Annotated in this window: 21 protein-coding genes and 1 tRNA gene; 13 read left to right on the forward strand and 9 right to left on the reverse strand. The window is 33.4% G+C overall.

Annotation, left to right across the window (positions count from 1 at the left end; genetic code table 11):
- Positions 1-10: 10 nt before the first annotated feature.
- Together ACLI50_RS12495 and ACLI50_RS12500 are read left to right on the forward strand one after the other, a co-directional pair.
- Positions 11-1,330 carry a RagB/SusD family nutrient uptake outer membrane protein gene (locus ACLI50_RS12495; RefSeq protein ID WP_411413910.1) on the forward strand — a complete coding sequence of 440 codons (1,320 nt, stop codon included), beginning with the start codon at positions 11-13 and terminating at the stop codon, positions 1,328-1,330.
- 79 nt (positions 1,331-1,409) lie between these two features.
- Positions 1,410-2,171 (forward strand): LytR/AlgR family response regulator transcription factor, encoded by a 762-nt coding sequence (locus tag ACLI50_RS12500; RefSeq protein ID WP_411413911.1) that lies wholly within the window; start codon positions 1,410-1,412, stop codon positions 2,169-2,171.
- 188 nt (positions 2,172-2,359) lie between these two features.
- On the opposite strand, the gene ACLI50_RS12505 is transcribed toward ACLI50_RS12500, so the two are convergent.
- The 8 genes from ACLI50_RS12505 to ACLI50_RS12540 form a co-directional block, all read right to left on the reverse strand.
- On the reverse strand, positions 2,360-2,635 hold the full coding sequence (locus tag ACLI50_RS12505; protein ID WP_411413912.1) for an NUMOD4 domain-containing protein: 276 nt from the start codon (positions 2,633-2,635) through the stop codon (positions 2,360-2,362).
- Positions 2,636-2,944: 309 nt separating this feature from the next.
- Positions 2,945-4,231 (reverse strand): HlyD family secretion protein, encoded by a 1,287-nt coding sequence (locus tag ACLI50_RS12510; RefSeq protein WP_343644138.1) that lies wholly within the window; start codon positions 4,229-4,231, stop codon positions 2,945-2,947.
- Between the two features lies 1 nt (position 4,232).
- Complete coding sequence (locus ACLI50_RS12515) at positions 4,233-6,428, reverse strand: peptidase domain-containing ABC transporter (protein WP_411413913.1); 2,196 nt, start codon at positions 6,426-6,428, stop codon at positions 4,233-4,235.
- Complete coding sequence (locus ACLI50_RS12520) at positions 6,419-7,207, reverse strand: tetratricopeptide repeat protein (RefSeq protein WP_411413914.1); 789 nt, start codon at positions 7,205-7,207, stop codon at positions 6,419-6,421. The genes ACLI50_RS12515 and ACLI50_RS12520 overlap by 10 nt, the downstream gene beginning before the upstream one ends.
- 12 nt (positions 7,208-7,219) lie before the next feature.
- Positions 7,220-8,422 (reverse strand): hypothetical protein, encoded by a 1,203-nt coding sequence (locus tag ACLI50_RS12525; RefSeq protein ID WP_343644195.1) that lies wholly within the window; start codon positions 8,420-8,422, stop codon positions 7,220-7,222.
- Positions 8,419-9,126, reverse strand: a complete 708-nt coding sequence (locus tag ACLI50_RS12530) for a CPBP family glutamic-type intramembrane protease (RefSeq protein ID WP_343644194.1) — start codon at positions 9,124-9,126, stop codon at positions 8,419-8,421. The genes ACLI50_RS12525 and ACLI50_RS12530 overlap by 4 nt, the downstream gene beginning before the upstream one ends.
- Before the next feature lie 83 nt (positions 9,127-9,209).
- On the reverse strand, positions 9,210-9,401 hold the full coding sequence (locus tag ACLI50_RS12535; RefSeq protein WP_411413915.1) for a hypothetical protein: 192 nt from the start codon (positions 9,399-9,401) through the stop codon (positions 9,210-9,212).
- A 247-nt stretch (positions 9,402-9,648) separates the two neighbouring features.
- Complete coding sequence (locus ACLI50_RS12540) at positions 9,649-11,364, reverse strand: helix-turn-helix domain-containing protein (RefSeq protein ID WP_411413916.1); 1,716 nt, start codon at positions 11,362-11,364, stop codon at positions 9,649-9,651.
- Between the two features lie 202 nt (positions 11,365-11,566).
- On the opposite strand from ACLI50_RS12540, the gene ACLI50_RS12545 reads away from it, so the two are divergent.
- From ACLI50_RS12545 to ACLI50_RS12560, 4 genes are all read left to right on the forward strand, one after another.
- Positions 11,567-11,737 (forward strand): hypothetical protein, encoded by a 171-nt coding sequence (locus ACLI50_RS12545; RefSeq protein WP_311228321.1) that lies wholly within the window; start codon positions 11,567-11,569, stop codon positions 11,735-11,737.
- A 12-nt stretch (positions 11,738-11,749) separates the two neighbouring features.
- Positions 11,750-13,927 carry a prolyl oligopeptidase family serine peptidase gene (locus tag ACLI50_RS12550; protein WP_343644191.1) on the forward strand — a complete coding sequence of 726 codons (2,178 nt, stop codon included), beginning with the start codon at positions 11,750-11,752 and terminating at the stop codon, positions 13,925-13,927.
- Between the two features lie 212 nt (positions 13,928-14,139).
- Entirely contained in the window at positions 14,140-14,493 is a 354-nt protein-coding gene (locus ACLI50_RS12555; RefSeq protein ID WP_411413917.1) for an ISAon1 family transposase N-terminal region protein, read from the forward strand.
- Between the two features lie 37 nt (positions 14,494-14,530).
- Positions 14,531-15,463: an ISAon1 family transposase gene (locus ACLI50_RS12560; RefSeq protein WP_432205877.1), complete on the forward strand. Its 933-nt coding sequence runs from the start codon at positions 14,531-14,533 to the stop codon at positions 15,461-15,463.
- A 90-nt stretch (positions 15,464-15,553) separates the two neighbouring features.
- Here ACLI50_RS12560 and ACLI50_RS12565 read toward each other — a convergent pair.
- Positions 15,554-15,626 (reverse strand) — tRNA-Phe (locus ACLI50_RS12565).
- A gap of 482 nt (positions 15,627-16,108) precedes the next feature.
- Between ACLI50_RS12565 and tssD the strand changes: the two genes are divergently transcribed.
- The 7 genes from tssD to ACLI50_RS12600 all read left to right on the forward strand — a co-directional run bounded on the left by tssD (position 16,109) and on the right by ACLI50_RS12600 (position 25,784).
- Positions 16,109-16,513: a type VI secretion system tube protein TssD gene (tssD, locus tag ACLI50_RS12570; RefSeq protein WP_047421063.1), complete on the forward strand. Its 405-nt coding sequence runs from the start codon at positions 16,109-16,111 to the stop codon at positions 16,511-16,513.
- Between the two features lie 124 nt (positions 16,514-16,637).
- Positions 16,638-18,518 carry a type VI secretion system Vgr family protein gene (locus ACLI50_RS12575; protein ID WP_202838913.1) on the forward strand — a complete coding sequence of 627 codons (1,881 nt, stop codon included), beginning with the start codon at positions 16,638-16,640 and terminating at the stop codon, positions 18,516-18,518.
- A gap of 1 nt (position 18,519) precedes the next feature.
- The gene (locus ACLI50_RS12580) at positions 18,520-19,881 is read left to right on the forward strand and encodes a hypothetical protein (RefSeq protein ID WP_202838914.1); all 1,362 of its coding nucleotides are present in this window, start codon (positions 18,520-18,522) and stop codon (positions 19,879-19,881) included.
- A gap of 2 nt (positions 19,882-19,883) precedes the next feature.
- Complete coding sequence (locus ACLI50_RS12585) at positions 19,884-20,426, forward strand: hypothetical protein (protein WP_202838915.1); 543 nt, start codon at positions 19,884-19,886, stop codon at positions 20,424-20,426.
- Between the two features lie 49 nt (positions 20,427-20,475).
- Positions 20,476-20,715 carry a hypothetical protein gene (locus ACLI50_RS12590; protein ID WP_202838916.1) on the forward strand — a complete coding sequence of 80 codons (240 nt, stop codon included), beginning with the start codon at positions 20,476-20,478 and terminating at the stop codon, positions 20,713-20,715.
- Between the two features lie 23 nt (positions 20,716-20,738).
- Positions 20,739-21,533 carry a hypothetical protein gene (locus tag ACLI50_RS12595; protein WP_137905898.1) on the forward strand — a complete coding sequence of 265 codons (795 nt, stop codon included), beginning with the start codon at positions 20,739-20,741 and terminating at the stop codon, positions 21,531-21,533.
- Between the two features lie 18 nt (positions 21,534-21,551).
- Positions 21,552-25,784 carry a hypothetical protein gene (locus ACLI50_RS12600; RefSeq protein ID WP_411413918.1) on the forward strand — a complete coding sequence of 1,411 codons (4,233 nt, stop codon included), beginning with the start codon at positions 21,552-21,554 and terminating at the stop codon, positions 25,782-25,784.
- Positions 25,785-25,797 lie beyond the last annotated feature (13 nt).

Below are 25,797 nucleotides of genomic sequence, written 5' to 3' on the forward strand. Positions count from 1 at the left end.
CTTGAGAAAAATGAGAAAAATTACAGCAATCATAGCTCTTGCAGCAATCAGCTTTATCAATATCGGATGCGACAGGTTTTTAGATATTCAGCCGGAAGGAAAAGTGATTCCTACGACTACTGAAGACTATAGAAAAGTCCTTACATCTGCGTATTCAAAATATCCTGTTCACAAATCACTGGTGGCACTTCGTACCGATGAGGTGAATATCGATGATAATTCAACAGATTTTATTTCCTATCGTGAAATTGCGATGTGGAAAGACGCTAATAATGATCAGGCATCTACGGAATTTCCATGGGTAAGCTTTTATTCCGTGAACTTTTATCTGAATCAGATTATCAATGAAGGAAGCAAAACCATGCAGGATTCTCCTGAAAAGAATCAGATTTTAGCAGAGGCGTATGCTCTTCGTGCTTACCTGTATTTTGATATGGTGAATTTATATGGTAAACCGTATAATAGTGCTACAGCTTCTACCGACAGAGGAGTTCCGATCAGTCTTGAAATCGATCTTGAGCAGGTATTGAAGCCATCATCAGTACAGGAGGTGTACAATCAGGTTCATGCAGATCTTAAAAAAGCTGAGGATTTGATGATTGAGCAGAAGCAGCCGCTGGGAGTTAATTACAGGTTCTCAAAAACAGCATTGCTGGCTTTTGAAGCAAGAGCAGCGCTATATGAAGGAGACTGGAACAAGGCTTTAAACTATGCAGGTCAGGTATTGGCAGTAAAAGGAGATCTGAGCAATTTAAATACGGTAAACACACCACCTAACCATTATGCTTCCCCGGAGTCGATCATGGCTTTGGATAATACATGGGATAATTCAATCAAAAATTTATCTTTTGCATCTCCGGAACTGATTTCTTCATACAATTCCACGGCAGATAAAAGGTTTGGCATGTATTTTGAAAAAAATGGTAGTAAGTATAAAGTCACCAAAGGAGGAAGTTTAGAATTCAAAGTGTCTTTCAGAACAGCGGAGCAGTACTTTATCAAGTCTGAAGCATTATTAAAGTTGAATAAACTCGCAGAAGCTAAAGAAGCACTTCTCAAAGTAATGAAAAACAGATATACTCCGGATGGATATACTTCAGTACAAAATGCGGTGAACTCAATGGATTCAACAGCATTGATGAACTTTATCCTGGATGAGAGATTCAGAGAATTTGCTCTGGAAGGACAAAGATGGTTCGACTTAAGAAGAGCAAATCAGAAAAAAATAAGCCACACCATTAGTGGTAATGAGTATATTCTTCAGCAGAATGATCCGCGATATACCATTGAATATCCAATGAGTGCGAAGAAGAATAACCCTAATTTATAGAACTTCATATCAAATTCAATACAGAGGAAACCGCTTGAACTTAATTGTTTCAGCGGTTTTTTTGTACTTTTGCATCGTTATGAAAATTGCCATTATAGAAGATGAGCTGCTGGCTGTTAATTATCTGAAAAATCTTTTGGATACACAGAGCATAGTCCCTGTTACAGAGACTGTTATTCTTCGTTCTAAAAAACAGGCAGTTGATTTCTTTGAAAAAGAATCCGCAGACCTTATCTTTATGGATATTCATCTCGGAGATGGAATGAGCCTGGAAATTTTTGAACAGGTAGAACTTTTTACCCCGATTATTTTCATTACTGCATTTGATGAATATGCCATGAGGGTTTTCAGACATTTTACCATTGATTATCTTCTGAAGCCCTTTGAAGAAGAGGATCTCCATAAAGCTTTACAAAAATTTATTTCCATAAGAAACAATTTTGATCCTGAACCGGTTCTTAAATCTATGTCCTCATTACGACAGGCAGAAGATGAGGTGATGAAACGTTTCATGGTAAGAGAAGGAAATAAACTAAAATCAATAGACGAGCGTAACACTGCCTACTTTTTTGCCTCCGGGAAATACCTTTTCCTGACCACAAAAGATCATCAGACCTATATTTATGATGATACCATTAAAGATATTATTCAGAAGCTGAACCCTGAAATTTTCTTTAAGATCAACAGGAAATTTATCATTAATAAAGACGCGGTTTCCGAAATTATCAAGCATTCCAGCCAGAAAGTAGAACTTAGACTTTCACCGGAACCGGAAGTGAATGCTGAAGTTTTTATCAGTAAATTACAGATTACTGAATGCCTGAACTGGCTGAATAGTTGATTTATTTATTTACTACATCATCGTACTTCTAATCGTGCTAAGAAGGTCTAAGATTATGTTCACTCTTAAAAAATGATTCCACCTTAGCTTCCTTAAAACTTTACCGTAGATATTAAATCTTTGTGTTAAACTAAATCTTACTAGCTACATAGGTTGGATTTGGTTGTTAATTACAATTGTTTTATCATTCAATCAAAAGGCTTTACAAAACAATAATGAAGCAGTCGGTTGAGGGCTACCTGAAACCTCTTTTCTTTTTTCCTTAGAGAGAAGGAGAAATGAACTATATTTTTATTGTTGGGTTTAACCTCGCAATTAAGCCTCATAATCTGTTCGCCAAAGTATGTTTTACTTTTCTCATTAACCCATCCACTCAATCGCTTAATTCTCCCTTTATTCGAAACAAGATAAGTCTTTTCAAAATCAGGGACAGGCTTCCAGTTTTCACCGAAAACAACCAACAACCTGGAAAAATTTGGGAACAGACAAGGAAACGGAAGTTAGGACGATGAGGTTTTGGAAATCTGAAACTATGTGATATATTTACCCGTACTAATAATTTTTTTCATCATTTGTGTTTTTTTAGTCTCCTGATTTTTTATTGAGAGACTATATTATTTTACAAATTACCTTGACTATTGTGGAGAATTTTGAAAAATTAACCACCTCATTCTGGTAAAAACATTACTAGTATAAAATCAATTATTATGTAGTTTTGTATTTCAAAGTGTACAAAAGTAGTACATTTATTGAAGTGGTATAACCTTATATTATTATCTTTTGAATATACTCCTAAATTGATAAAGTAATCTTTCTATTAAGCGTAAATCATCTGTAACTATATCAGCTCTGCCATTCATTTCTTGTTGGAAAGCAATTCTTTTTTTATAAGATGTTTGTAGTCCTTTTGGTAAAGAGACATCAAGTAGCAAATTGCCATCTTTGTCAGGAGTCAGAGAAATATTATTGATAACACCCTCTAAGATTCCAAACTCTTGATCGGGATAATTGGCTAATTTAATATTAACAGTTTGACCTACTTTAACCTTTCCAAAATTTTGTGCAGAAGCTTTTACTTTTCCTATATACTGATTCCCTCCCATAGGAATGATTGAAAATACATTATCACCAGTATTAATGCTTTGATTAACTGACCATAATTGTAAAAAGTTAACTCTGCCATTTATTGATGAGCGAAGAACATAACTTAATTCCCAATCTTTTATAGATTTTTTTAATTGATAAAAAGATTGAAGCACATTTCTTTCTAAGTTTATATTTTCCTTACTTTCATTTATAATTGTGACTTTATTATTTTTATTAAGCTCGTTTATGGATGATCGTAATTGTGAGATATTACTTAATACATTTTTATAGTTTTTTTGATCTTGAAGAAATAAAACTCTTTGCTTTTCAATTTCTTGTGTTGAAATCACTCCTTCTTTATATAATAATTCACTTCTGGTAAGATCACTATGCTTTAATTTTAACTCAGACTCGTTAATACTTTTCTGAGATTCCAATAAACTTAACCTTTCTTTGAGTTGAATAGCTTCATAGCTTTGTGCATTATTTTCTACCTTATAAGGTTTAAAATTAATATTGAGCTGATTAGCAATATACTCTTTTTGAAATGATGAAAATGTACTTTCAACATCTCCAAGCTGTGAAGATTTTAACTTTTCAAAAGGAAAATTTGATTTATCTAAATTAATTGTATCTACAATACTTTTTAATAAAAAAACATCTTTATAATTAGCAGAATTTTCAAGGACAGCCAAAGGAGTATTTTTTGAAATAGTTTCTTTATCCCTTACAAGTATAGCATCTATTTTCCCTGAGTTTTTAGCAACTAATTTTTGAGGCGGAGTCTCTGTTGTTATTATAATTTGGGAAGTTATAATATCTGGATATTTAACAAACCAAGAGATAAGAAGTAAAATACTTATAAAACTTAATAATATTGTATTCCCCCACTTCAAAATAGTTTTTGGAGGGTCTGTCAAAATATCTCTGACTTCCTCACTATAAATTTTTAGACCATCATTTATTTCGTCCATATTAATTGCCTAATTCTAATTGGTTTTTTACTAACTCATAATATTTACCACGCATCGAAACTAAATCTTCATGATTTCCCTGTTCTACAATTTCTCCTTTTTCAAGAACAATAATCTGATCGGCATTTTTTACTGTACTCAGTCTATGAGCGACTATAATTGATGTTCTTCCCTTAATGAATTGATTGAGATTTTCCATTATTACTTTTTCATTATTGGCATCTAAAGCAGATGTTGCCTCATCAAAAAAGACATAAGATGGGTTTTTATATACAGCTCTTGCAATCATCATTCTTTGTTCCTGTCCTCCACTCAACCGAATACCCGATGTTCCTAATTCAGTATTATACTTATTTGGTAAATTTTGTATAAACTCATCAATATTTGCAACAAAAGCAGAATGATATAGTTTTTCTCTATCAATAATTTCATTTTGTTCGGATTCAGATATATTACCCGCAATAGTATCATTAAACATAAAAGTGTCTTGCATTACTGCGCCACAATTCATTCTCCAAAAATCATTATTTATCCCCTTTAAATCAACACTTCCTATATCGATACTCCCTTGTGTAATATCATAAAACTTTAACAAAAGCTTCATTAAAGTTGTCTTTCCACTTCCACTAGCACCTACGATTGCTGTAGTTTTTCCTTCAGGAATTACACAATTAATATTTTTTAACACAAATGGTGTAGATTTACCACCATATCTATATGATACATCTCGAAGAATAATACTTTTATCTTTAGGTAATTCCTTTAGCTTATTTTCAGATACTACATCTTCATCTTCCTTTGTATGTACTTGAGAAAGTCTTTCTAAACTAATTTTAGCATCTTGCCAATTCTGGATGAAAGTTATAGAGTTAGTAAGTGGAACATTCAGTTGTCCTACTATATATTGTATCGAAGTCATCATCCCTAATGTAAGATCTCCATCTATTACTGCCTTTGCAGAAAGAAAAGTGATGAAAATATTTTTAAATTCATTAATCGTACTAGCTCCAACACTTTGATATTGTGCTAACTTTAAAGAACTTAAGGAAGTTTTAAATAATGTAATTTGTGTAAATTCCCATTTCCATCGATTTTTACGTTGTGAATTATTTAGCTTAATTTCCTTTATCCCACTAATTATTTGCAATAAATTGTTTTGACTTTGTGAAGTTTGGTCAAAACGCTTAAAATCTAATTCCGCCCTTTTCTTTAAGAAAAAGAAAGTCCAACCTGTATATAAAATAGCAGAAACTAGAAAAACTAAAAATATTTTAAGACTATAATATGCTAAGATACCATTGAAAACAATAAAAGTCACTATCGAAAACAACATATTAAGCGTTGAAGAAGAAACAAAGTTTTGAATACGAGTATGATCACTGATTCTTTGTAAATGTTCTCCTGCATTTCTGGTGTCAAAATAATTAACTGGAAGTTTAAGCATTTTATACAAAAAATCAGATATCATTTTAATATTAAATCTACTCGTAATATGTATAAGTACCCATTCTCGAAAAATACTGACCAACGTTTGAGTTGATATAAGAATGAATTGTGATGCTAAAATCAAATATATAAATGGAATATCCTTGTTATTTACACCAACATCAACAACCGTCTGCATTAGAAAAGGTAAAATAAATTGAATAACAGTAGCTACAAGCAAACCTATAAATAGCTGATTAATCAGTTTTCTATAAGGTTTAAAATAAGGATATAAAAATGAGAAACCTTTAGCTTGAACTTTCTCTCCTTCTTGACTATCGAATTTTGTATTAGGTTCTAATAAAAGGCAAAATCCAGTTTCATCTACTGCATTAGTCCAGGCTAATCTAAAATCTTCATGAGAATAACTTAGCAAACCCTGAGCTGGGTCTGCTACATAAATTTTATTTTCATCAGTTTTGTATACTACTACAAAGTGCTTTTGTCTCCATGGCACAATAAAAGGAGTCGGTGCTTCATTAACTAAGCTTTCAATTGAAACTCGTACACCTAAAGCTCTCAATTCAATAGCCTCCGCAGCTTCTGCTATACCTGCCATTGTCACACCTGTAGTTGTAATACTGGCTTTATCTCTTAAAAACTCTCTAGAAAATGTTTTGCCATAAAATTTAGCAATCATTCGTAAACAAGTAGGTCCACAATCCCTACTGTCTAGTTGTTTATAAAATGGGAACTTATTTTTTATCGCCATATGACCTGATAAGGATATTTTTCATAAATAGCATTACTTTCACTAATTGTATTACCTTCTTCTGCATCTTTTTTACCTTCAGCTAAAAGAATATTGGCTTTAAAATTTTCATTTAAATGTTTTAGACATATAGCTTTATAGAATTTAGCATCTGAAAATTTAGGATAAAGATTTAGAGCTTTATCAAATTCTACAATTGCTTCTTTCCATTTTTGTTGTTCATATTTTGCAATGCCATAGTAAAATAAAGTAACAGGATTCACCCAATCTTCACCGTTTTTATTAACCGTAGTCTTAATGTCATCCGATAGTAATTTTTCTGCTTTATCAAATAGATTCAACTGAAGATAACACAAGGCAATGTAAAAGTTATAAGTGTGATCCATTTCATATTGATTTCCATACTTCCTAACACACTCCTTAAAATCATCTATAGCCTTAGAATAATTTTTGACAAAAATACACAAGATAAAAGCTCGATATGGCAGATAGGCTTCCTCATCGTAATATACTGCTTTATCAATAAGAGGCATTCCCAATTCATATTTTCTTTGCTTAAACAGAGGCATTGCTTTTTGCTGCCAGAGATAAGCAATAGTACTGTCTTTTTTCAGACCAGTATCAATATTATCTTGCCATTCTTTAGAAAAAAGCATATGCTTCCATGCACCATTTTCCAAATGTTCTTTTATAATTTCCTGTTGTAAAATTTTTCTTGCATCTTTTTCTTGGGAAAAAAAAGAAAAGACAAAAAGACTAAAAAAAATTGCTACCTTCATTGAGCTTTTTTATTATGTTAATGGATTAAGCTCTATAAACTTAGAATAGGTAAAATTATAAGGTTGATTACTTAAATCATAGACTTTAACTTCATCAAACCATTTTTTTGACATTTCTAACCATGTATTTTTAATTTCTTTGTATATACTTAAACCATTTTCAGTAAAATATTTTAATGCATTTTCTTCTGTTTCAAATGGTTGTTTATCTATTAGAACAAAATCATTGTAACATTTATTGATATAAAAAGCAATTCTTCCCTTGGCTTCATGAACTTGTCTTTTGTCAAAGTCTCCTGCATCTAAACAGGCATCTAGACATATAAAGCTCGTATAATAAGTATAAAAAGCATGGAATAAGACATACAAATCTCTATTTTCTATAAAAGTTCCATCTGGCAATTCAATAGTTTCTAAAACTGTTTCTTTAGGAACTTTGAAAAAATCATCAACGTTGGAAAGTAAGGTGTAAAAGATGACATGACCTGTCTGATGTGCAATGTCATCTACAAAAAACACTTCATCATAATTTTCTTGGTAGGCATTATAAAAACCTATGCCGACTGCTTTCAGAGTAGCAAAGGAATTCCTTTCATAAGTGTTTACATTGAAAACCATACATTTATTAGCATATTTTTCAATTAACTGAAATTGAGTCGGTATATTCTTCTTAATGAGTTGATAAGCTGTAGTAAGGTGCTCTAAATGCTCTCTCGTTATTTTTTCTATTTCTACTTCTATTAATTTTTTATCAACATTGAAAAAACATTGTTCCAAAAGTGGAATAGGATATTTTAATATTTCTATAGACGTATTTTCAATTAAAGAAGGGGATTCTAAAGTAAAATCTACTTTTACATCTTCTTTTTTTAAAAGCATTTCATTCTTAAAAAATATCAAACTGTCATTTTTTTTATCTGTAATAAACCAGCCTATTTTCGGTATATAGAATTTTCCAAAGCCGTCAGTTTGCACTCGAAATTTATTCCGATTAGAAAATCCAGCCAGTATTTGTTCTAATTGCGCAATACTATTGTCACTATTATTAAAATAAGAGAAAAATAAAGGTTCTTGATAAATTGTTTCACTTTCAAAATCTAAAGAATTAAAAATGTTCACATCTTTTTTGTAAAGTAAAAGCTTAATATTTTGATTTTGTGTTTCCAATCCCTGTTCTAGGAAAGGTAACAATATTGGTTGTAACGGGTTGTTCATATTATTTTAGAAAGAATCAATGGTATAAAATTGTTTATAGAATGTGTGGCAACACTAGCTCCAAATCCCATCCTTATTCTTATATAGCATAGAATGAATCCAAAAGAAATTTGAGGAGCAAAAGTTATAAAGTAATATGCTATAGAATTATTATTATCTATATAATTTCCTATGTGAATAACAGTAAATAATATACATGAAATTATAATAAGTGCTTTTTGATTTTTTTGCCAAAAATTAATTAATTTTTGATTTTCATACTTTTTCAAAAGAAAAAATAAAACTGTAAAAGTTAAACTAAATATCAAAGCAAACAACAAAATAGAAGTGAGTGTTTTGAACCAATATACATGAAATAGTGTTCCAAATAACCAAAGTAATAAATAAGTTGCTGAAAAAGAAATATTTATTTTATTATAAACTATCCATAACCTAAAAATAACCTCTTCTAATAAAGGTCCTAAAAATACAGAAAAAAACAAAGAATTTACTATTGCCGAAGTCTCATCATCATGATTTAGAGGAGGTAAAACATTTTTAAGAACTAAAATATATCTAATACTTGTAATTAAAAGTAAGAGCAAGTATTGTAATAGCAGAAAAACAAAAATACTAATAACTTTGGAACGAAGTGATAAAGTAGATGTAATTTCTTTAGAGGGAGCAAAATAAAAATAAAATAAATTTTTAATATTAGTGATCATTAGGACAAATTGTGTGGAAAATGTAACATATATATTCAATTTTGATTCAAATAAAGAAAGGGCAAATGCCCTTTCTTATTTTTTTACACATTAATACCTTGAGAGCTAAGGATAGCCTTTCCGATCTCAACAGCTGCTTTGTGAGCCTGTCCCCAAAATCCGTGACAATCTGAAGAATCTCCTCCTTCAACTTTTTGCATTACTTCCTCTGTTTGTACTTTTTCTGCCATTTCCTTAAAGGCATCTAAACTTAATTTTTTGTTTTGTTTTTCCATCTTTTAATTTTTTTAGATGATTAATTAATATTTCTTTGTCATATAACCCTGACATGGGCTTCAATATCAACCTTATATTATATTTCTGTACTGTACACATACAAAATAAAATATTTGTGTTTTTATCTGAGACAAACTTAGACAAGAGTTGAATGTAAAAAAAGCAATAGGTATCAGGATTTATAAATCCATATTATGAATTTATAAATTGTTGAAATTGAAAACAGTTGGAAATCAGTTTATTAAACTATTGTTGAGTCTCGATTTCTTTAATATAAATTGATGGGGTAGTTCCGGTTTTCTTCTTGAATGCAGTTGCAAATGCCTGCACATTATTATAACCAATTTCTTCCGCAATAGCCGGTAATTTATAAGAACGGAACTTTTTATCTTTTACAAGTCGCTCCAAAACATAATCAATACGCAGATCATTAAGATAAGAAGTGAAATTCTTCCCTTTATGATTATTGATCGTTTCAGACAAATAAGATGTGTTAGTTTTTATATTTTTTGCAAGACTGGCTAATGTAATGCCACTTTTTAGAAAAAGCTGCTTATTTTCAAAGATTTCCAATTCCTTTAGAATAAATTGGGTCACCTCTTCAGGAGCAGTCTTTGTTATTATATTTTCTGTTTCAGCATGTTCAGAAATTTGAGACAGTTCAGGAATTTCTTTTTTAATATCTGTAGTAGATTCAAAATTTCTTTTTTCAATACTATGAATCAGTTCCTGGGCAATTTTCCGGTGTTCTTTTGCTGTTTTCTTTGCTTTATAATAAAGATAAAGAACCAATAAAAGAATTAATAATAAAAAACCAATAGAAGCATATAAAATTATTTTCCTGTTTTTTAGATCGTTGATAATCTCTTCTTTTTCTTGTAAAAGATTAGGGGTATCATATTTCTTGGGCATTTCTGTGGACAAATATTGAAACTGCTCATCAAGTTTTTTGTCTACTTTTAAAAATCGATCTATATAATACAATTGTTTTTCTTTATCATTCTTTTCTTTGTAATAATCTATAAGATAAGTATATACTTCTCGAAGCTCTGGGAAAGTGATATTAGTTTTTTGTATATTAGAGTCTAATCTAATAAAATATTCAACAGCCTTTTCTTTATTATTTAATCCATTATAACATTTGCCCAAACTATATAATGCATAATTGGCATTATTATCATTGATACTGGAAAAAAAATTATAAGTCTTGGCTAATTCGTTTATGGCAATTGTATATTTTTTTTGTTTAAGATTAGAATATCCAGAAAAGTATAAATATTGATTAACACTATATTTGCTTTTACCTGTAAACGCAGAGGTTTGGCCTTCTTTGATTAAAATATTGGCAGAATCTAATTTATTAAGCTCAATATAGCAATTGATAAGACTTACCCTTATTTGATTATGCTGGGATTCATTGGTTATATTATTAGGATTATATAGGTAATACCTGAATATTTTGGCTGCTTCTGCATACTTACCCAAATAATTATTTAAATAAGCAATATTTATATTAGCATAAGCAATTTGCTTTTGATCTTTTTGATCTTTTGCATATTGTAAAGCTATAATATAATTGTCTAATGCTTTCTTTAAATAATCATTCTTGAAATATAGATTTCCCTTCATCAAGTATGTTCTGGTAGGGTATAAACTTCCTTTTATGTTTTTTGTAATAATCTCAAGACTATCAATATATTTTAAGGCTGTAGGAAAGTCTTCATTAAAATGTATTAGGATATAGCCTTCCGCAATTTGGAGGTTGTTTTTCTCTTTGTTTGCTTTTTGTAAATAGTATTGTGCAATTATTTTAGATTCGGAAACTTTATCATTATCATAGTAATCATCAAACTTACCTTTCAATTGAGAATAATTGAATTCACTTAAAGTATCAACTATACTTTTTTGAGCATAAATAAAGCCACTCAAAAATAGTAAAATAGAAAATATTACTTTCATCATTTTTGTAAAATGCTACAAATTTACACTTTTCTTAATCAATAAAGTTATTAATATAAATCCTCTTGTAAGTGTATGTAAATATTTGGAAATTAATTTGTTATGATTTGTTTTAATAGGGGGGATTTATAAATCTATAGTGCAGTTTTATTGATAATTTGAAAAATATCCTTTTATTTGCATTTAAATTTAAAATAAATTACAAATGAAAAAACAAGTCAAAAAAGAAAAAAAATTATCTTTAAACAAAGTACGTTTGATGAAGATTACTGACATGAAAACAATTAATGGAGGTAGTGGAGCCCAAGCAGGTTTTAATCTTGATGGAAATGATGACCAACATCCTACCATTCGTAATACTATGGGTCAACAATAATTTAAGTTTCTAATGAAAATAAAAATATTTATCATTATTTGTTTTTTTTCGATCTTTTCTTATTCCCAGAAAACTAACTTATCACCTTCTAAACCAGTCACAGAAAGTTATTTTGGAACTAAGGTCATTGATGAATACCGAAATTTGGAAAGTTTAGAAGATCCTAATACTATTAATTGGATAAAATCTCAAACAGCTTATACCAACACAATTCTTGATCAAATTCCCAAAAGGAATTATTATGTAGAGAAAAGATTAGAACTTGATAAAAGGCAAGGATATTCTGTATCTGATTTGAAAATAACAGGTAATGATAAATACTTTTATTTAAAGAAAAACGAAAATGAAAAAGTCGCTAAGCTTTATTATAAGGATGGACTTTCAGGAAAAGAAGAATTGCTCTATGATCCTGTTAATTATAAAAATAACGAACGCAATCATGATTTCGTTATTAATTACATAAGTCCTAGTTGGGATGGTAGTAAAATTGCTATTTCTATGTCTGAAAAAGGGAATGAGTTAGCAGATGTAATTATTATGGATGTTAAAACAAAATATATTCAGCCAGAAATTCTTACTAATACAGCACCTGCTTCTTTTGATGGAATTAAATGGCTAAATGATAACACTGGCTTTTTTTGCGTAGCTTTTTCTACAATTGATTCTAAATCTAAAGATTTTTATAAAAATACACGAACTGTTTTATACAAAATTGGGACAGATCCAAAGAAATTAATAGAAATTTTTTCTGCTAAAAATAATCCTGAATTAAAAATAACTGAAGATCAGTTCCCAATGCTTTTAGATTTTGATCAAGAAGATCAGTATTATATAGGTATGGTTGTTGACTATAGTTATTACAGAAAAACCTTTATCATTAGCAAAAAAGATTTATTAGAGGGTAAAAAAAATTGGAAGCCTTTATCTGATCCAAATGATAAAGCAAAAAATTTAGAGATATGGAATAATGACATTGTTTTTGTTTCAGGCTATAATTCATCTTTTAATAAACTATGTAAAACGAGTATTAATAATTTCAACTTTAAAAACCCAGAAGTTTTAGTTCCTGAAAAAAAAGGTGAAATCATTAAAAGTTATAGAATCACCAAAGATGGTATTTATTATACCACCACCAAAAACGGAGTAGAAGCAAAATTATATGTATACAAAGATGGAAAAGATAGTCCTATTCAGCTTCCTTATCCATCTGGAAATATTAATTTAGAAAATAAAGGAGTAAATTACTCTGATTTTTGGATAACATGCTCAGGCTGGGCAAATGAGGGACAACGTTTTAAATATGATGTAAAGATTAATGCTTTGAAGCCTGAGAATCTTACACCTATTACAGAATATCCTGAATTCAAAAATATAACAGTCAATGAAATTTCCATAAAAGCTAGAGATGGAGAAGAACTTCCGGTATCATTAATATATAGTAAGAATCTCAGAAAAGATGGTAAAAATATGGTGCTTATTGATAGCTATGGTTCATATGGAATATCCTATGCTCCTTTTTTCGCAAAAATGTATTTATTATGGATTAATCAGGGAGGAATGGTTGCAGTAGCTCATGTGAGAGGTGGAGGAGAAAAAGGAGAAAAATGGCGTTTAGGAGGATACAAAGAAACAAAACCTAATACTTGGAGGGATTTAATAGACTGTACAAAATATTTGATAAAGGAAAAATATACCTCAAAAGATAAAGTTGCTATTTGGGGAGCCAGCGCCGGAGGAATTACAGTAGGAAGAGCAATGACGGAAAGACCAGATTTATTTAAGGCGGTTATTGCAGAGGTTGGCGTAATGAATCCTCTTAGAGATGAGACAACACCGAATGGGCAGCCAAAAGAATTTGGTACAATAAAGGATCCAAAAGAATTTAAAGCTCTGCTAGAAATGGATTCTTATCACCATATTAAAAAAGGAGTAAAATATCCTGCAACTTTTATATCTGGAGGAATAAATGATCAGAGAGTTACCGTTTGGGAACCTGTAAAATTTGCAGCAAAGTTAATGGCTAATAACGCTTCTAATAATCCTACTTTATTGAAAATAGATTTTGAAGGAGGTCATGGAGGTAATATTCCTCCTGCACAACGATACGCTAATTTAGGAGATATGTTTGCCTTTGCATTCTGGCAGTTGGGACATCCTGATTACCAGCCCAAAGAAAGCACAAAAAAATAATGTCACGTTTTCCGTATCAATTTTTTGATGAGTATGTAGTGTGTACTCATTCATTTTCACGCAGAAACTTTCAACAAGCAATAAGTAGTAAAGGTGAAACTACAGATGCAGAACAGAAAGAAATCTGCACTAATCCCATATTTCAGGAAGCTATTTATTTAGGATCAGTCTCAAAATTTTTGGGGAATGTTAAGTAGGTTTATCTTTGCCTAATGTTAAGCGATCACGAACTTCTTAAATTATTACTTCCGGAATTTTTGGTTGAACACTTTGATATCCTCAAAGCAGAAACTCATGATGCAGAACTTCATATCTATTTTGAAGAAAAAAGCATGATCCCAGATGAATTCAAAGAAAGACTACTTGAATCGAAGGGCTTTTTACCTGAAATTATTGTAGATGATTATCCATTACGGGGTAAAATCGTAAAACTTCATGTGAAAAGAAGAAGATGGACTGATAAATCCTCTGGTGAAATTCTTCAAAGAGACTGGCAGCTGGTAGCGAAAGGAACACGCATGACAAAGGACCTGGCAGGCTTCTTAAAAAAAATTAGCCGACACTAAAGCTCTTCCCCTAAAAGTTATAGCAGAATTTTTCGGGATCAAAGGCAAGACTTTTCAAAGACAATACAAGAATACTCTCAGCGAATATTATAGCTGGGAACAAAAACGGCACGCAGAGGACTGGATCATTTATCCTGAAAATCTCTCATCCTCTTTATCCTTAGACGAAGTGGCCTTATCTGACGGAGAACTTTATACTGTTCTTACCTCCAAAAAAGCAAAAGGAAGAAAAGGAAGTATTGTTGCTATCATAAAAGGTACCCAGAGTGATTTTGTCATAGAGCATCTTTTAAAAATCAGCAGAAAACTTCGGATAAAGGTAAATGAAATCACTTTGGATATGGCGGGTTCCATGAAGCGTATTGCCCAACGCTGCTTCCCTAATGCAATGCAGGTGATTGACCGATTTCATGTTCAGAAGCTGGCTATAGAAGCTCTTCAGGAAATCAGGATCCGGCATCGCTGGGATGCTATTGAAATGGAAAATAAGGTAAGGGAAGGATTGGGGGAAGAACTAGTTCTAAGCACAGAAATATTTGAAAACGGTGATTCCCGCAAACAGCTTTTGGCAAGAAGCCGGTATTTGCTTTATAAGAGCCGCGAAAAATGGACACTCTCCCAAAGGCAAAGAGCCATCATTCTTTTTGCTCAGTATCCCGACCTGGAGAAAGCGTATCAATTGACCGATGAACTGCGAAAGATTTATAATCAGAATATTCCTAAATCTTTGGCTATGACTAAACTTGCGCATTGGTTCAAAAAGGTGGAAGAAGCAGATTTTAAATCTTTTTCTACCTTAAGAAAAACAATAATGGTTCATTACAGAGATATTTTAAACTATTTTCATCAAAGAAGCTCCAATGCAGCAGCTGAATCCTTCAATGCCAAAATCAAAAACTTTAGAATGCAGCTCCGCGGAGTAAAAGACAGAACTTTCTTTCTATTCAGGTTGACTAAACTTTTTGCTTAGTCCCCAACTTTTGCGCTTGATCCCAAATATTGTGCTTGATCATTAATCCATAAAAACAAAAAAACCTCTGACTAATCAGAGGTTTTAAAGTGGTTTCTCCAGGAATCGAACCAGGGACACATGGATTTTCAATCCATTGCTCTACCAACTGAGCTAAGAAACCATTATGTTTTTGTTTATTACTTCATTGTTTTAAAGTGTTGCAAAAGTATAACATTTTATAATACCGCGCAAGTATTTTGTTTTATTTTTTCAAATAAATATCCTGCTAAAGCTGGTTTCAGTATTCAATGTATTGTTCATCAGTATTTTGGTACTTTAATTTTTTTCTGTTTTTTTTTAAGTTATTTTCACAGCGTTTTATTAAAAGATTTTTTGCCCTGGTATTTAAGATTTTTCTTACAGTTGCTTTTGGAATATAGTTTTGTTTCTTTAAACAGTCAATACAATCATCCGATTTTCAGTGATAAAAAGCAGCAAACACCTGATTTATAAGAGTTAATTTACCTAACGGGTGTTAGTCGTATTATTACTACACTTTTCGAAATTTAATAATAAATGCAATTTGCTTTTTGTAAATACATCTATATTTGGTGATATAGAAAGCAAACAATCACAATATATTAACCATTAAAATTTACAATCATGGCAGAAAGAAATTCAAGAGGAATTTTAAAATTCAACAACGGTGAAGGGCAAAAACTGTTAAAGCTTAACTACAGTGTATCAAGATCTACGGACGTTTCAGGGCGTGTGGCATCAGATCCTTCCAATGCTCTTATCAAAATCACAGTAGAAGCTACTGAAAAATCAGACATCCTGGAAAGTTTACTGAACGGAAAATATAAGCCTACAGTAGGAGAGATTACTTTCAACAAATCTCACGAAGAAGGAACATTAACAACATTGAAGTGGAACAACGGTTATGTAATCCAGCATGAAGTAGATTTCGATGCTGTGGATGACAACAGTATGTATATCAGTTTTGTGGTAAGTGCAGAACAGATCGATCTGGGGAATTCATCATACTTCGGAGCATGGCCTTCTTAAGCACATTCAGAATTTAAATATCAGGCAGAATAGTACACCCGTTTCAAGGGATGCTGTTCTGCCTTTTTTAACCTTATAGAACGACTGTTTATTTCAAATAAAGTTCTGAAAAAACCTAATCACTATGAATAAAAATATCTCGAATTCAGATAAGATTTCTGAGAATCATATTCCCGGAATCAACCGTGTGGTGAAACTGGATATTGTGATTGAAGGCAAAATTATCAAACACTTCAAACATTTCCATCTGCAGCAAAGTGCCAGAAGACACCACAATTTTGAGCTGATCTTAGCTCATGATTCTCTCGGGGAAGCTCAAAACCATACCCTGGAACAGGCACGCCAGTTTTTGGGAAAACGAATCACCATTGTTTTCAAATACAAAGATTACGAAAGTGAAAGCCCGGAAAGAACTTTTGTAGGAGTTATCACCAAAGCTGCATTCAGCCAGGAAAAAATGAGCCTTGGAAATATTGTGCTGAGAGGCCAGAGTCCTACCATATTGATGGATGCAGCTCCCCATACTCAAAGTTTTGGAGGTGATCAGGCTGTGAATACAGGAATTATTGCCAACAAAATACTTAAAGAAGCCCTGGGATCAGAGAAATTTGATTTCAGAGTAGATACACAGAATAAAAGCTATATCAATTATAGCTCACAATATAATGAAACCCATTATAACTATCTTGCAAGAACAGCCGAAGCCTACGGAGAGCAGTTCTACTACGATGGCGAGGTGCTTCATTTCGGCAAACTTCCCCCTTCAGAAAAACCGATCCGGCTTGTATACGGAAGCAACGCAACAGATGTGCAGGTAGAACTCAATGCAGTTCATACCAATCCTGAATTTTTCGGTTATAACAGCAGCAGCCATACCAAAATGGAAGGCTCTGAAAATAATATCAGACATTTGGGCGAAATACCCTCCAAAGCATATGAACTGAACAATAATATCTTTAAAACCCGTTCACTTTCTCCGGCTCCCATTAATGCCAATATGTTTGTGGATGTAAGCGATTCTCAGAAAAGTGCTGCAGGCAGTGCTGCTGTAGAAGTATTTACGGTTTCAGGAAATACAACTGTTCCGTTTTTATATCCGGGATGCCTTGCAGATATGGAAATGCGGAAACCGGATACCAGCCAGACTTCCTATTTTACAAAACTTACAATTACCGAAGTCTCACACGAAGTCAATGCCAGAGGATATTATACAGGAAGTTTTGAAGCTATTGCTGAAGGCACTGGCTTTATGCCAAAACCGGATTTTAAACAGCCTAAAGCCGAGCCGCAGGTGGCTACCGTTATTTCCAATACAGATCCGCTTAATCAGGGAAGAATACAGGTGAGATTCGACTGGCAGCAACATCCTGATACCACTCATTTTATCAGAATGATGAGCCCCGATGCAGGAGGAACAGATATGGTCACTCAAAACAGAGGTTTTGTTGCTGTGCCGGAAGTAGGAGATCAGGTAATGGTAGGTTTTGAATACCATCATCCCGATTTTCCGTTTGCGATGGGAGGAATGTTCCACGGACAGGTTGCATTGGGAGGAAGCATCAATAATCATCTTAAATCGATTCAGACCAGAAGTGGTAATAAAGTGATCTTTAACGATCAGGAAGGAAGCATCTTTATTGAAGATCCAAGTGGTAATACTTATCTCATGGATGGAAAAGGAAATATTGTGGTGAATGCTCCAAAAAATATCACCTTCACAGCCGGGGAAAATGTGCAGATCAATGCAGGTAAAAATATCATTGCTTCTGCTCAGAGGAATGTCAATATTATGGCTGGGGAAGATATCACGGAAACGGCTAATGATGATTATAATCTGACAGCAAGCAATATTATTGAAACCGCAGAAGCTGGCAGAAAATCTACAGCCAAAAATATTACAGAAAATATGGAATCCGGCTCTTACATCAGTACAAAAGATGCCATTAATGTTGAAAGTGCCAGGGAAGTGCTTATCAATAGCGGTAAACAGGTAAAAATGCAGTAATATGGCAGGCGAAGGCGGAAATATTATAAGAAATGTCTTTGGGAAATCCTATAAGGAAGCAGAACATATCATGAAAGATGCTTCCAAGGGAACTCTGGATTTTAAATCTCCTCAGGAGAACACCTTTTATGGGAAAAAAGGTGGGAAAAAATTTGATGAATACCAGGGGAAAGGCGAAATTCAGTCATTACTTGTGAAGGCAGTGAAATGTTATGAAGATATAGAATGTACAAAAGAAGTTAAGATTATAAAAAAGGGAGTTAAGTATTATTTTAAAGCAACACAGTATAGCAGAACTCCTTCGAAATCAGAATTAAAAGCTCTTAAGTGGGCGATACAGTATGATGATACAAATATAGCCAATGCCCCACAGGTAACAGGCGAAGAAAAGATTTCTTATGTAGTACCGAAGGATAGGAATATCGCTAAGCTGAGAGTATATGCCTTTTTTAAAGAATATAGCCCGAATGTAAAAGCAGAAGTATATTTAATAAAAGAAGAGATAGTAATAATTATAGGTACTGAGCAGCACTCAACAAATATTGCAAATAAACTGATGTTTCCAGGAGAGGCAGTCAGAAAAGTCCGTACCAAATATCCTAATTACCCCTTTGTAAAAGTAGCCCTGTTTACCGATGGATATTCTGAAAATCAGTTATCAACAATAACCAATGATTTAATTAAGCATAATAATGGCTTAACAGTAATAAGAGTTACTACGATAGATGATGTTATTAATATTATTAATTCTGGGAACAGGGATAGTGCAGCTTTTGATAATAAAAGAAGAGTAAAGGAAATTTTTGCATACTCTCATGGTTATGTAAGAAACGCAACCAATGAGGGAGTAATAGCATTTGGGTATGAGGGTAAAAATGCGGATAAACAAGAACTTGATGCCAAAAGCTTTTCAAAAGTTAATCCGGCTGTGTTTTTAGATGGAAATACATCTGTATTTTATTCTTATGCATGCAGAACCGGTATCGGAACAAGTTCGGAGACAACTACAAATGCTTTTAAAGATAAAAGCTTGGCACAAAAAATGGCTAACCATGGGAAAATAACAGTCTATGGCTATATGAGGAGATCACTGTATGAAGATGCATGGGGAACACAGAATCATAGGGATACTTATGCTTCTGATCATGATGAGGGTGGTTCAACTTGGGAAAACTTTAAAACAGATTTAAAAGATACGTATCAGTCGGATCCAAAAGATATGGATACTTATAATAAATACAGAAAAAAAGAAATAAAATTAGATAAAGCAATCTGGAATCCGGATGGGGCATATTTGGATGTAAAAGCAGGTACCTGGCCCGTTGGTGTACCAGCAACTTATGAAAAATTTTTACCAAAATAATTATGAAAATAAAAACTCTTCTCACATTAATTTTTACAGCCCTAATCTTAATAAGCTGTAATAAAAATAAAGATTTGGGCGGATATAGGGAAAATTATAGTTTAGAAAGCGGCTCTGTCATTATTGATACAACCGCATTTAAAAATTTTGTAGGAGAGATTCCCCAATCATTTAATAAAAATGTACATCAGCTTAGCAAAAAAATAACCTTTAAAATAAACCATTCAGACGGTATTGATCTGAAAGGAAACAGGATATTAATTACTCTGGAAAATGAAAATATTTATTTTGGAGAGTATCATCAGGATATAGCGGTCAATGTTGGCTATGATCAGCCTTATTATGCAAGTTTAAGGTTTTATATCATAAATGATAAAAATAAAACTATTAACAAGTTTACTTCAGATCTTCACTATCCGATTTTTAAAAAACAATATAATGAAGCAGATGTTAAGCTTTTGTCTGACTCAAAAAGGATATACACTGATTTACAAACATCATATGAAATTACTAATATCCCGGATGAAATAGCTGAGAAGAAATAAAGCACTGAATCATAAGTAATACAATTAATAAAATTTTTATTCCGGAAATATGAAGAAAAGAATAATAACTGCAGGAGGATTTATAGGAATATTATTCTCAATATGGGATTCAGTAAGTGATAGAGTGGATTCTGCTTTATCAAAGGATCATTTAACTGGATTTATTTTCCATTCGGTTTTTAGTATGAAAACATTGAGATATCTGTTGATTGGTGGGATCTCAGGATGGATAATAAGTTTAATGATTCATAAAATAAATGAGCTGTATCGTGAATGGAATGACTTTTAAACAGCCGGTAATAACAAAACAGTATGGTAGAAACAAGAGTAAAACCTTTTCAGAAATATACTTCAGAAACCCACCAATATCAGGTGGAAAATGCTCTTGAGATACAGTTTGGAGAAGCAAAAGGATTCTATTCATCTTTTAAAATTACCCTTCAGGAAAAGGTAAATGAGCATCATACAAAAAACTGGGAGATAGAGAAAATGGAAGATTCTCCTTTCCCATCAGAAAATAAATTTATGGAAATCCTACATGTGCTGGAGCAGAGTTCCTATCCTGTGGAAATAAAAGTGGATGAAAAGGGTAGTTTTCTTGGCGCTGCAGATCATCAGAAAAATATTGAAGACTGGAAATTCAAAACAGCCGGACTTCAGGAAAAATACCAGAATGCAGATGTTTTCAGAAACCAATATCTGACCACATTTGAAGATGAAGCGGTCTTTTATAAAAATAAACTGAAAGAGCCCTTTTGGAACCTGTTGCTGTTCGCTCCTTATTATGTTGATAATGGAGAAAGAAATGATGAATCCATTGTTTGGAATATCAAAGGAATCGGGGATGTAGAATGTACTGGAATTATCATTGCCAAACAGAGAGAATATGGATTTGAAGCCTTTTTTACCTCTGAAATCAAAGTTCCGGTTCATATAAAAGAAGAATTGGACAAAAAATACCTGTATCAGACGGGATCGTATCAGGTAAAATTAAATATACAAATGGAATATAATTCCCGAAAAAAACAGTATTCCAAAAAGAGCGCTGACTTTATATTGTCAGATGGAGAAAAAACAGTATACCGGGAAACGATCACAATGACTTAATCTTTATGAACAAATGACATGGCGGATAAAGGATACATCATTATAGAAGGAGCCACTGCGTACTGCAGCAGCTCTGTAACCAACAACTCCAATGGTACGGCCGTTCCGATGGAAGTGAAAAGCCAGAAAAAAAAACTGGGCAAAAACAAATATTTTGCACAAAATAAACCTGTAGCGACTTATCTTGATGATAAAGCAGATAGTTTCGGAGGCGGAAACGGATTCGGGAACTGCAAAGGTTCAGACGGGAAAACCTATCCTTGTAAAGGCAAATGCAATATCAAATATAAAGACTACTACGAAAACGTAGAATTCAATAAGAGTATGAAAATCCTGTTGGATGCTTCTACAGGGAACTGTCCGGGATATGGTGTTCCCGGAACAATTGCTTTTGCAACCACCGGGCAGGCCAATAATGTTTCACAGATAGATGTCAAAGAAGCTGATGAGTTTTCAGTAGCCAATACTTCGCCACAATGGCCGTCATCCTCTGCTTCTCAGGCAAGCATAGCAGTGTCATCCATTTCAATGGTAAGACCGATACCGAGTGATAAATTAAGTGGTACTTATTACTATATCAAAGGAATGAATGGCCCGCTTCTTCCTATTATGAACCCTTTTGGTGGTGATAACCTGGACTTAAAAGCCCAGTTCAAAGGTGATGAGAAAAAAATCATCTGGGCGTTGTTCAAAGGGGAAGGAACAAAAGATAAAATAAAAACATTTATTGGATTGGGAAGCAGTTTCAGCCAATCCATGAGTAAAATATTCGATGGACTTACAGAAGGAAAGTACCGGCTGGAAGCTTATGGTAAAAAAGCAGGCGATGCCAAATGCTCTCTCAATGTGGAAGTTATACAGGATTTTGTTAAGAAAATTGTTAGTCCAGGTTCTTCAACGTTGATTAATATTCCTTTACCTCTATCCATTGAACGTAAACTCAACAGTACAACAGATCAGGCAAAAATACTGAACAGAGGATTCTTTATGCCTGTAAATACCGTTCACTGGACTGTAAAGCAGGGAACAGCTGTTCTGTATAACAGTTCTTCCGGAGCTTCTTCATCACACCTTGTTTCTGTAACGGGTGCTGGCGATCGTGTCATTCTTACCTTTAAAAATGCCGGTAAATATACGGTAGAAGCATTTACAGATCCCACAGATCCCAAACCGCAATCTGTGGAGATTAAGATTGAAAACAGTCTGGGTGTCATGGGAGTAAAAGGAGAACCGGGTCTGGTGAGATTCAGTGATACCATTAAAGTGCAGGCTTCGAAGTTTAATGTCAATTATATGCCTTCGGGCACTTCCGTATATTGGTATCTTAAAAAGGAAGGTATAGGAAGAGTAGCTTTATTTGAAAACTCTCCTTCCTTCAGAACAGGTACAATCAATAAAAAGGTAGCTGAACTTCTGTATAATGATGCAAAACTGGGCAGCAATCAATATTTCGGGAAATATATACTCGAAGCTTATGCTAATCCTTTGGGAGCGGGAAAGCAGCCTGGTTTTTCCGGATCAGACTGTTTTAATTTTGAGGTGATTCAAAATGTCATAGATAAATTTACCCTTCCGGCAGCTAATATTCCGAAAGGAACAAAAATAAAATATACGGCAACGGCAAGAATTGCTGCGCTGGCTGGCAATGAAGCCATAAAAATAGAAGTTCCTGATACAGTGACCAATAACGGAGACGGGACCATTACATTCAATGATCTCGGCGAATACACTATTTCTGCCTATTTAACAGGAGATTATACCGATGGAAAGAAAATAGAAGCGAAAGTAAAAGTTTCTGAACCTGCTGTAAAAAGGGCGCTGTGGGCTTATGGAACCGGTGTGAAACGTACCGAAACAGGATTCGGAGAGGAAACCTATGGATTTATTGAAATTGACGGACTGCAGAATCAGACGTTAAAAGTAAAAATCTGGGTAAAAGGCGAAGGTGATGATTTCTATAAAGAGAAAGATAAATACATGCTGGAAGAGAAAACAGTTACTCTTAATAACGAAGGCAAAGCTTCATTCCTTATCATCACGAATGATGATTACAAGAAAAAATTGCTGGCTGCTATCCCTAAAACGACAGAAAATCCGAACCCGTCTTACCGTCTGGTATTCACGGTAGAGCTTCAGGCAGCTTCATCTGCGGATATTGTACTTCCGGGAAATATTACCATTCAGGGAACGAAACCTGTGGTGGTAGACAGCACCACAACTTATCTTGAAGTTTTGGATTCCAATGAAGAACTGACCATCACTTCCGAACAGAAAATTGTATCGATTATGTTCTCTACCGAAGATGGTAAAGATATTCAGCGGATGCAGACTTTCTATGGCAAAACCCATAAGCTTTGGGTTCATACCGTTAATATGACGGAAGAAACTCTGAAGATTGATGTGCTGAAGGAGATTCCCAAAGAAGGATTAAACGAAAAAGATCATATCACCTATACCCACGAAAGCAAACAAAGTTATAACGAGGAAAAAACAGGAAAAGACGGCCTGCTGGAAGTGGCCTTCACCGCAAAAGAAGAATGGAAAAATCCACCGAAAAACTTTGACTATTACATCGCGCAGGTTTCCCGCCAGGTACAGGATCCCGCAGATCCCAAAAAGAAAGTCTGGAAAATAGAAAAAAGCCAGTTTACGATCAACAGTACACTTCCGGCCGATCTGGTTAGAACAGAGGATATGGAAAAACTGGGGATTAAAGCGTATAAAAAAGACGGAACCCCCTTTACAAAAGAAGAAATGCTGGAACTAAGAAAGCAGTTTATCTTCTACGAAAGTGGCTGTCTTAAAGTATCTCAGAAAGAGACCCCCGAAGCTATTGATAATGATGTGATGCCTGTGGTGGTGGAAATGGCGGAGGTACAAAAAGAGGGTGAAAATGGTTGCCCAAGATGTAAAGCTGAAATTACAGTTGATATCCTCAAAAGAGTGTATAAAAATGCTAAGAATGAAGATTTGCAAGAATTAGCATTAACTTTAAACAAATACAGAAATATTTTCGAATTAAACACTTGTGCAAGAAAAGCTCATTTTTTTGCACAATCATTACAAGAAGCAGGAACCAGTTTGAAAGGAGGTCTCCATGGTGAGAGTTTGGATTATGCAGCGGAAGATCTACCAAAACATTTTAAAAATTTTAGAGCAAATCCTGAACTAGGTAAACAAAGTCCACCTAATGATCTAGCATATGAATATGGTAGAAGCTCAAAAAATGGATATAAATCTAATGAAAAGAAAATTGCAGAAATAGCATATGGAGGCAGGCTTGGAAATGAATCTGTTGATGATACCTGGAATTTTAGAGGCAGGGGATTGCTACAAATAACAGGAAAAGGTAATTACAAAGAAATTCAGAAAAAAATAGATGAAAAAGCTAGCGATTCTGGGGTTATGATTGCTGACGGGGTAGATAGAGATTATAGCCCTAAGGAAGCTGCAATAACTGGGATGGCAGATTGGTATAAGGACGCTATGTATTTTAAAGCGGATGATACAGGCAAATCACCGGATGATGTGGTAGTTGATTCTGTAGTTGACATATTGAATAAACTTACACCATCAAGATTACACAGAAAAATTTGGTATCGTGGAGGTAAGCTAGATAATTGGGAAGTTAAAGCTAGTGATTCTATGAAAGCAGTATTTAGAGTGGAAGAGTGTGGAAAAGGGGCAGGATTGAACTTGGTAGGAGATGCTCCATGGTTTCAAGTTGCATGGAAAGAGTATGAAAAATATAAAGGACTAAGAGAAATTGATAGTCCTTTAAAGGAAAAGATTACAGAATACTTTGATGTGTCTTCTGCTGCGGGGCTAGGTTATGATTATACAAATCCTTGGTGTGGAGCATTTCTAGCATGGTGTTTCGATCAAACTCAGGATTATAAAAGGATTAATACTGCCAAAAGTGCAGCAGCTTTTGGGTGGAAAGGAAGTACATGGGAAAATGGAGAAGATTGTGAAGCTTTTGTAGGAGCTTTAATAGTTTTTGATTTCTCACACGTGGCATTGATAGCCGGTGAAAATTTAGATGGTACAAGATATGTATATTTGGGAGGAAATCAGGGGAATGGCGAAAAAACGGCAGGGCATCAAAAAATAATTTTGGGCTCTGTTGATAAAAAGAGTAAATCAATTATTGCGATTACTAAGCCTAAAAAATATACAATATCTGACAAAGACAAACAACTTCCAAAGTATGATGTAAATGCTGAAAACTCTAAAGAAAGTTCCAGATAATAAAATATAATTT

Source organism: Chryseobacterium cupriresistens (assembly GCF_046614675.1).
In the GTDB taxonomy this organism is placed as follows: Bacteria; Bacteroidota; Bacteroidia; order Flavobacteriales; family Weeksellaceae; genus Chryseobacterium; species Chryseobacterium cupriresistens.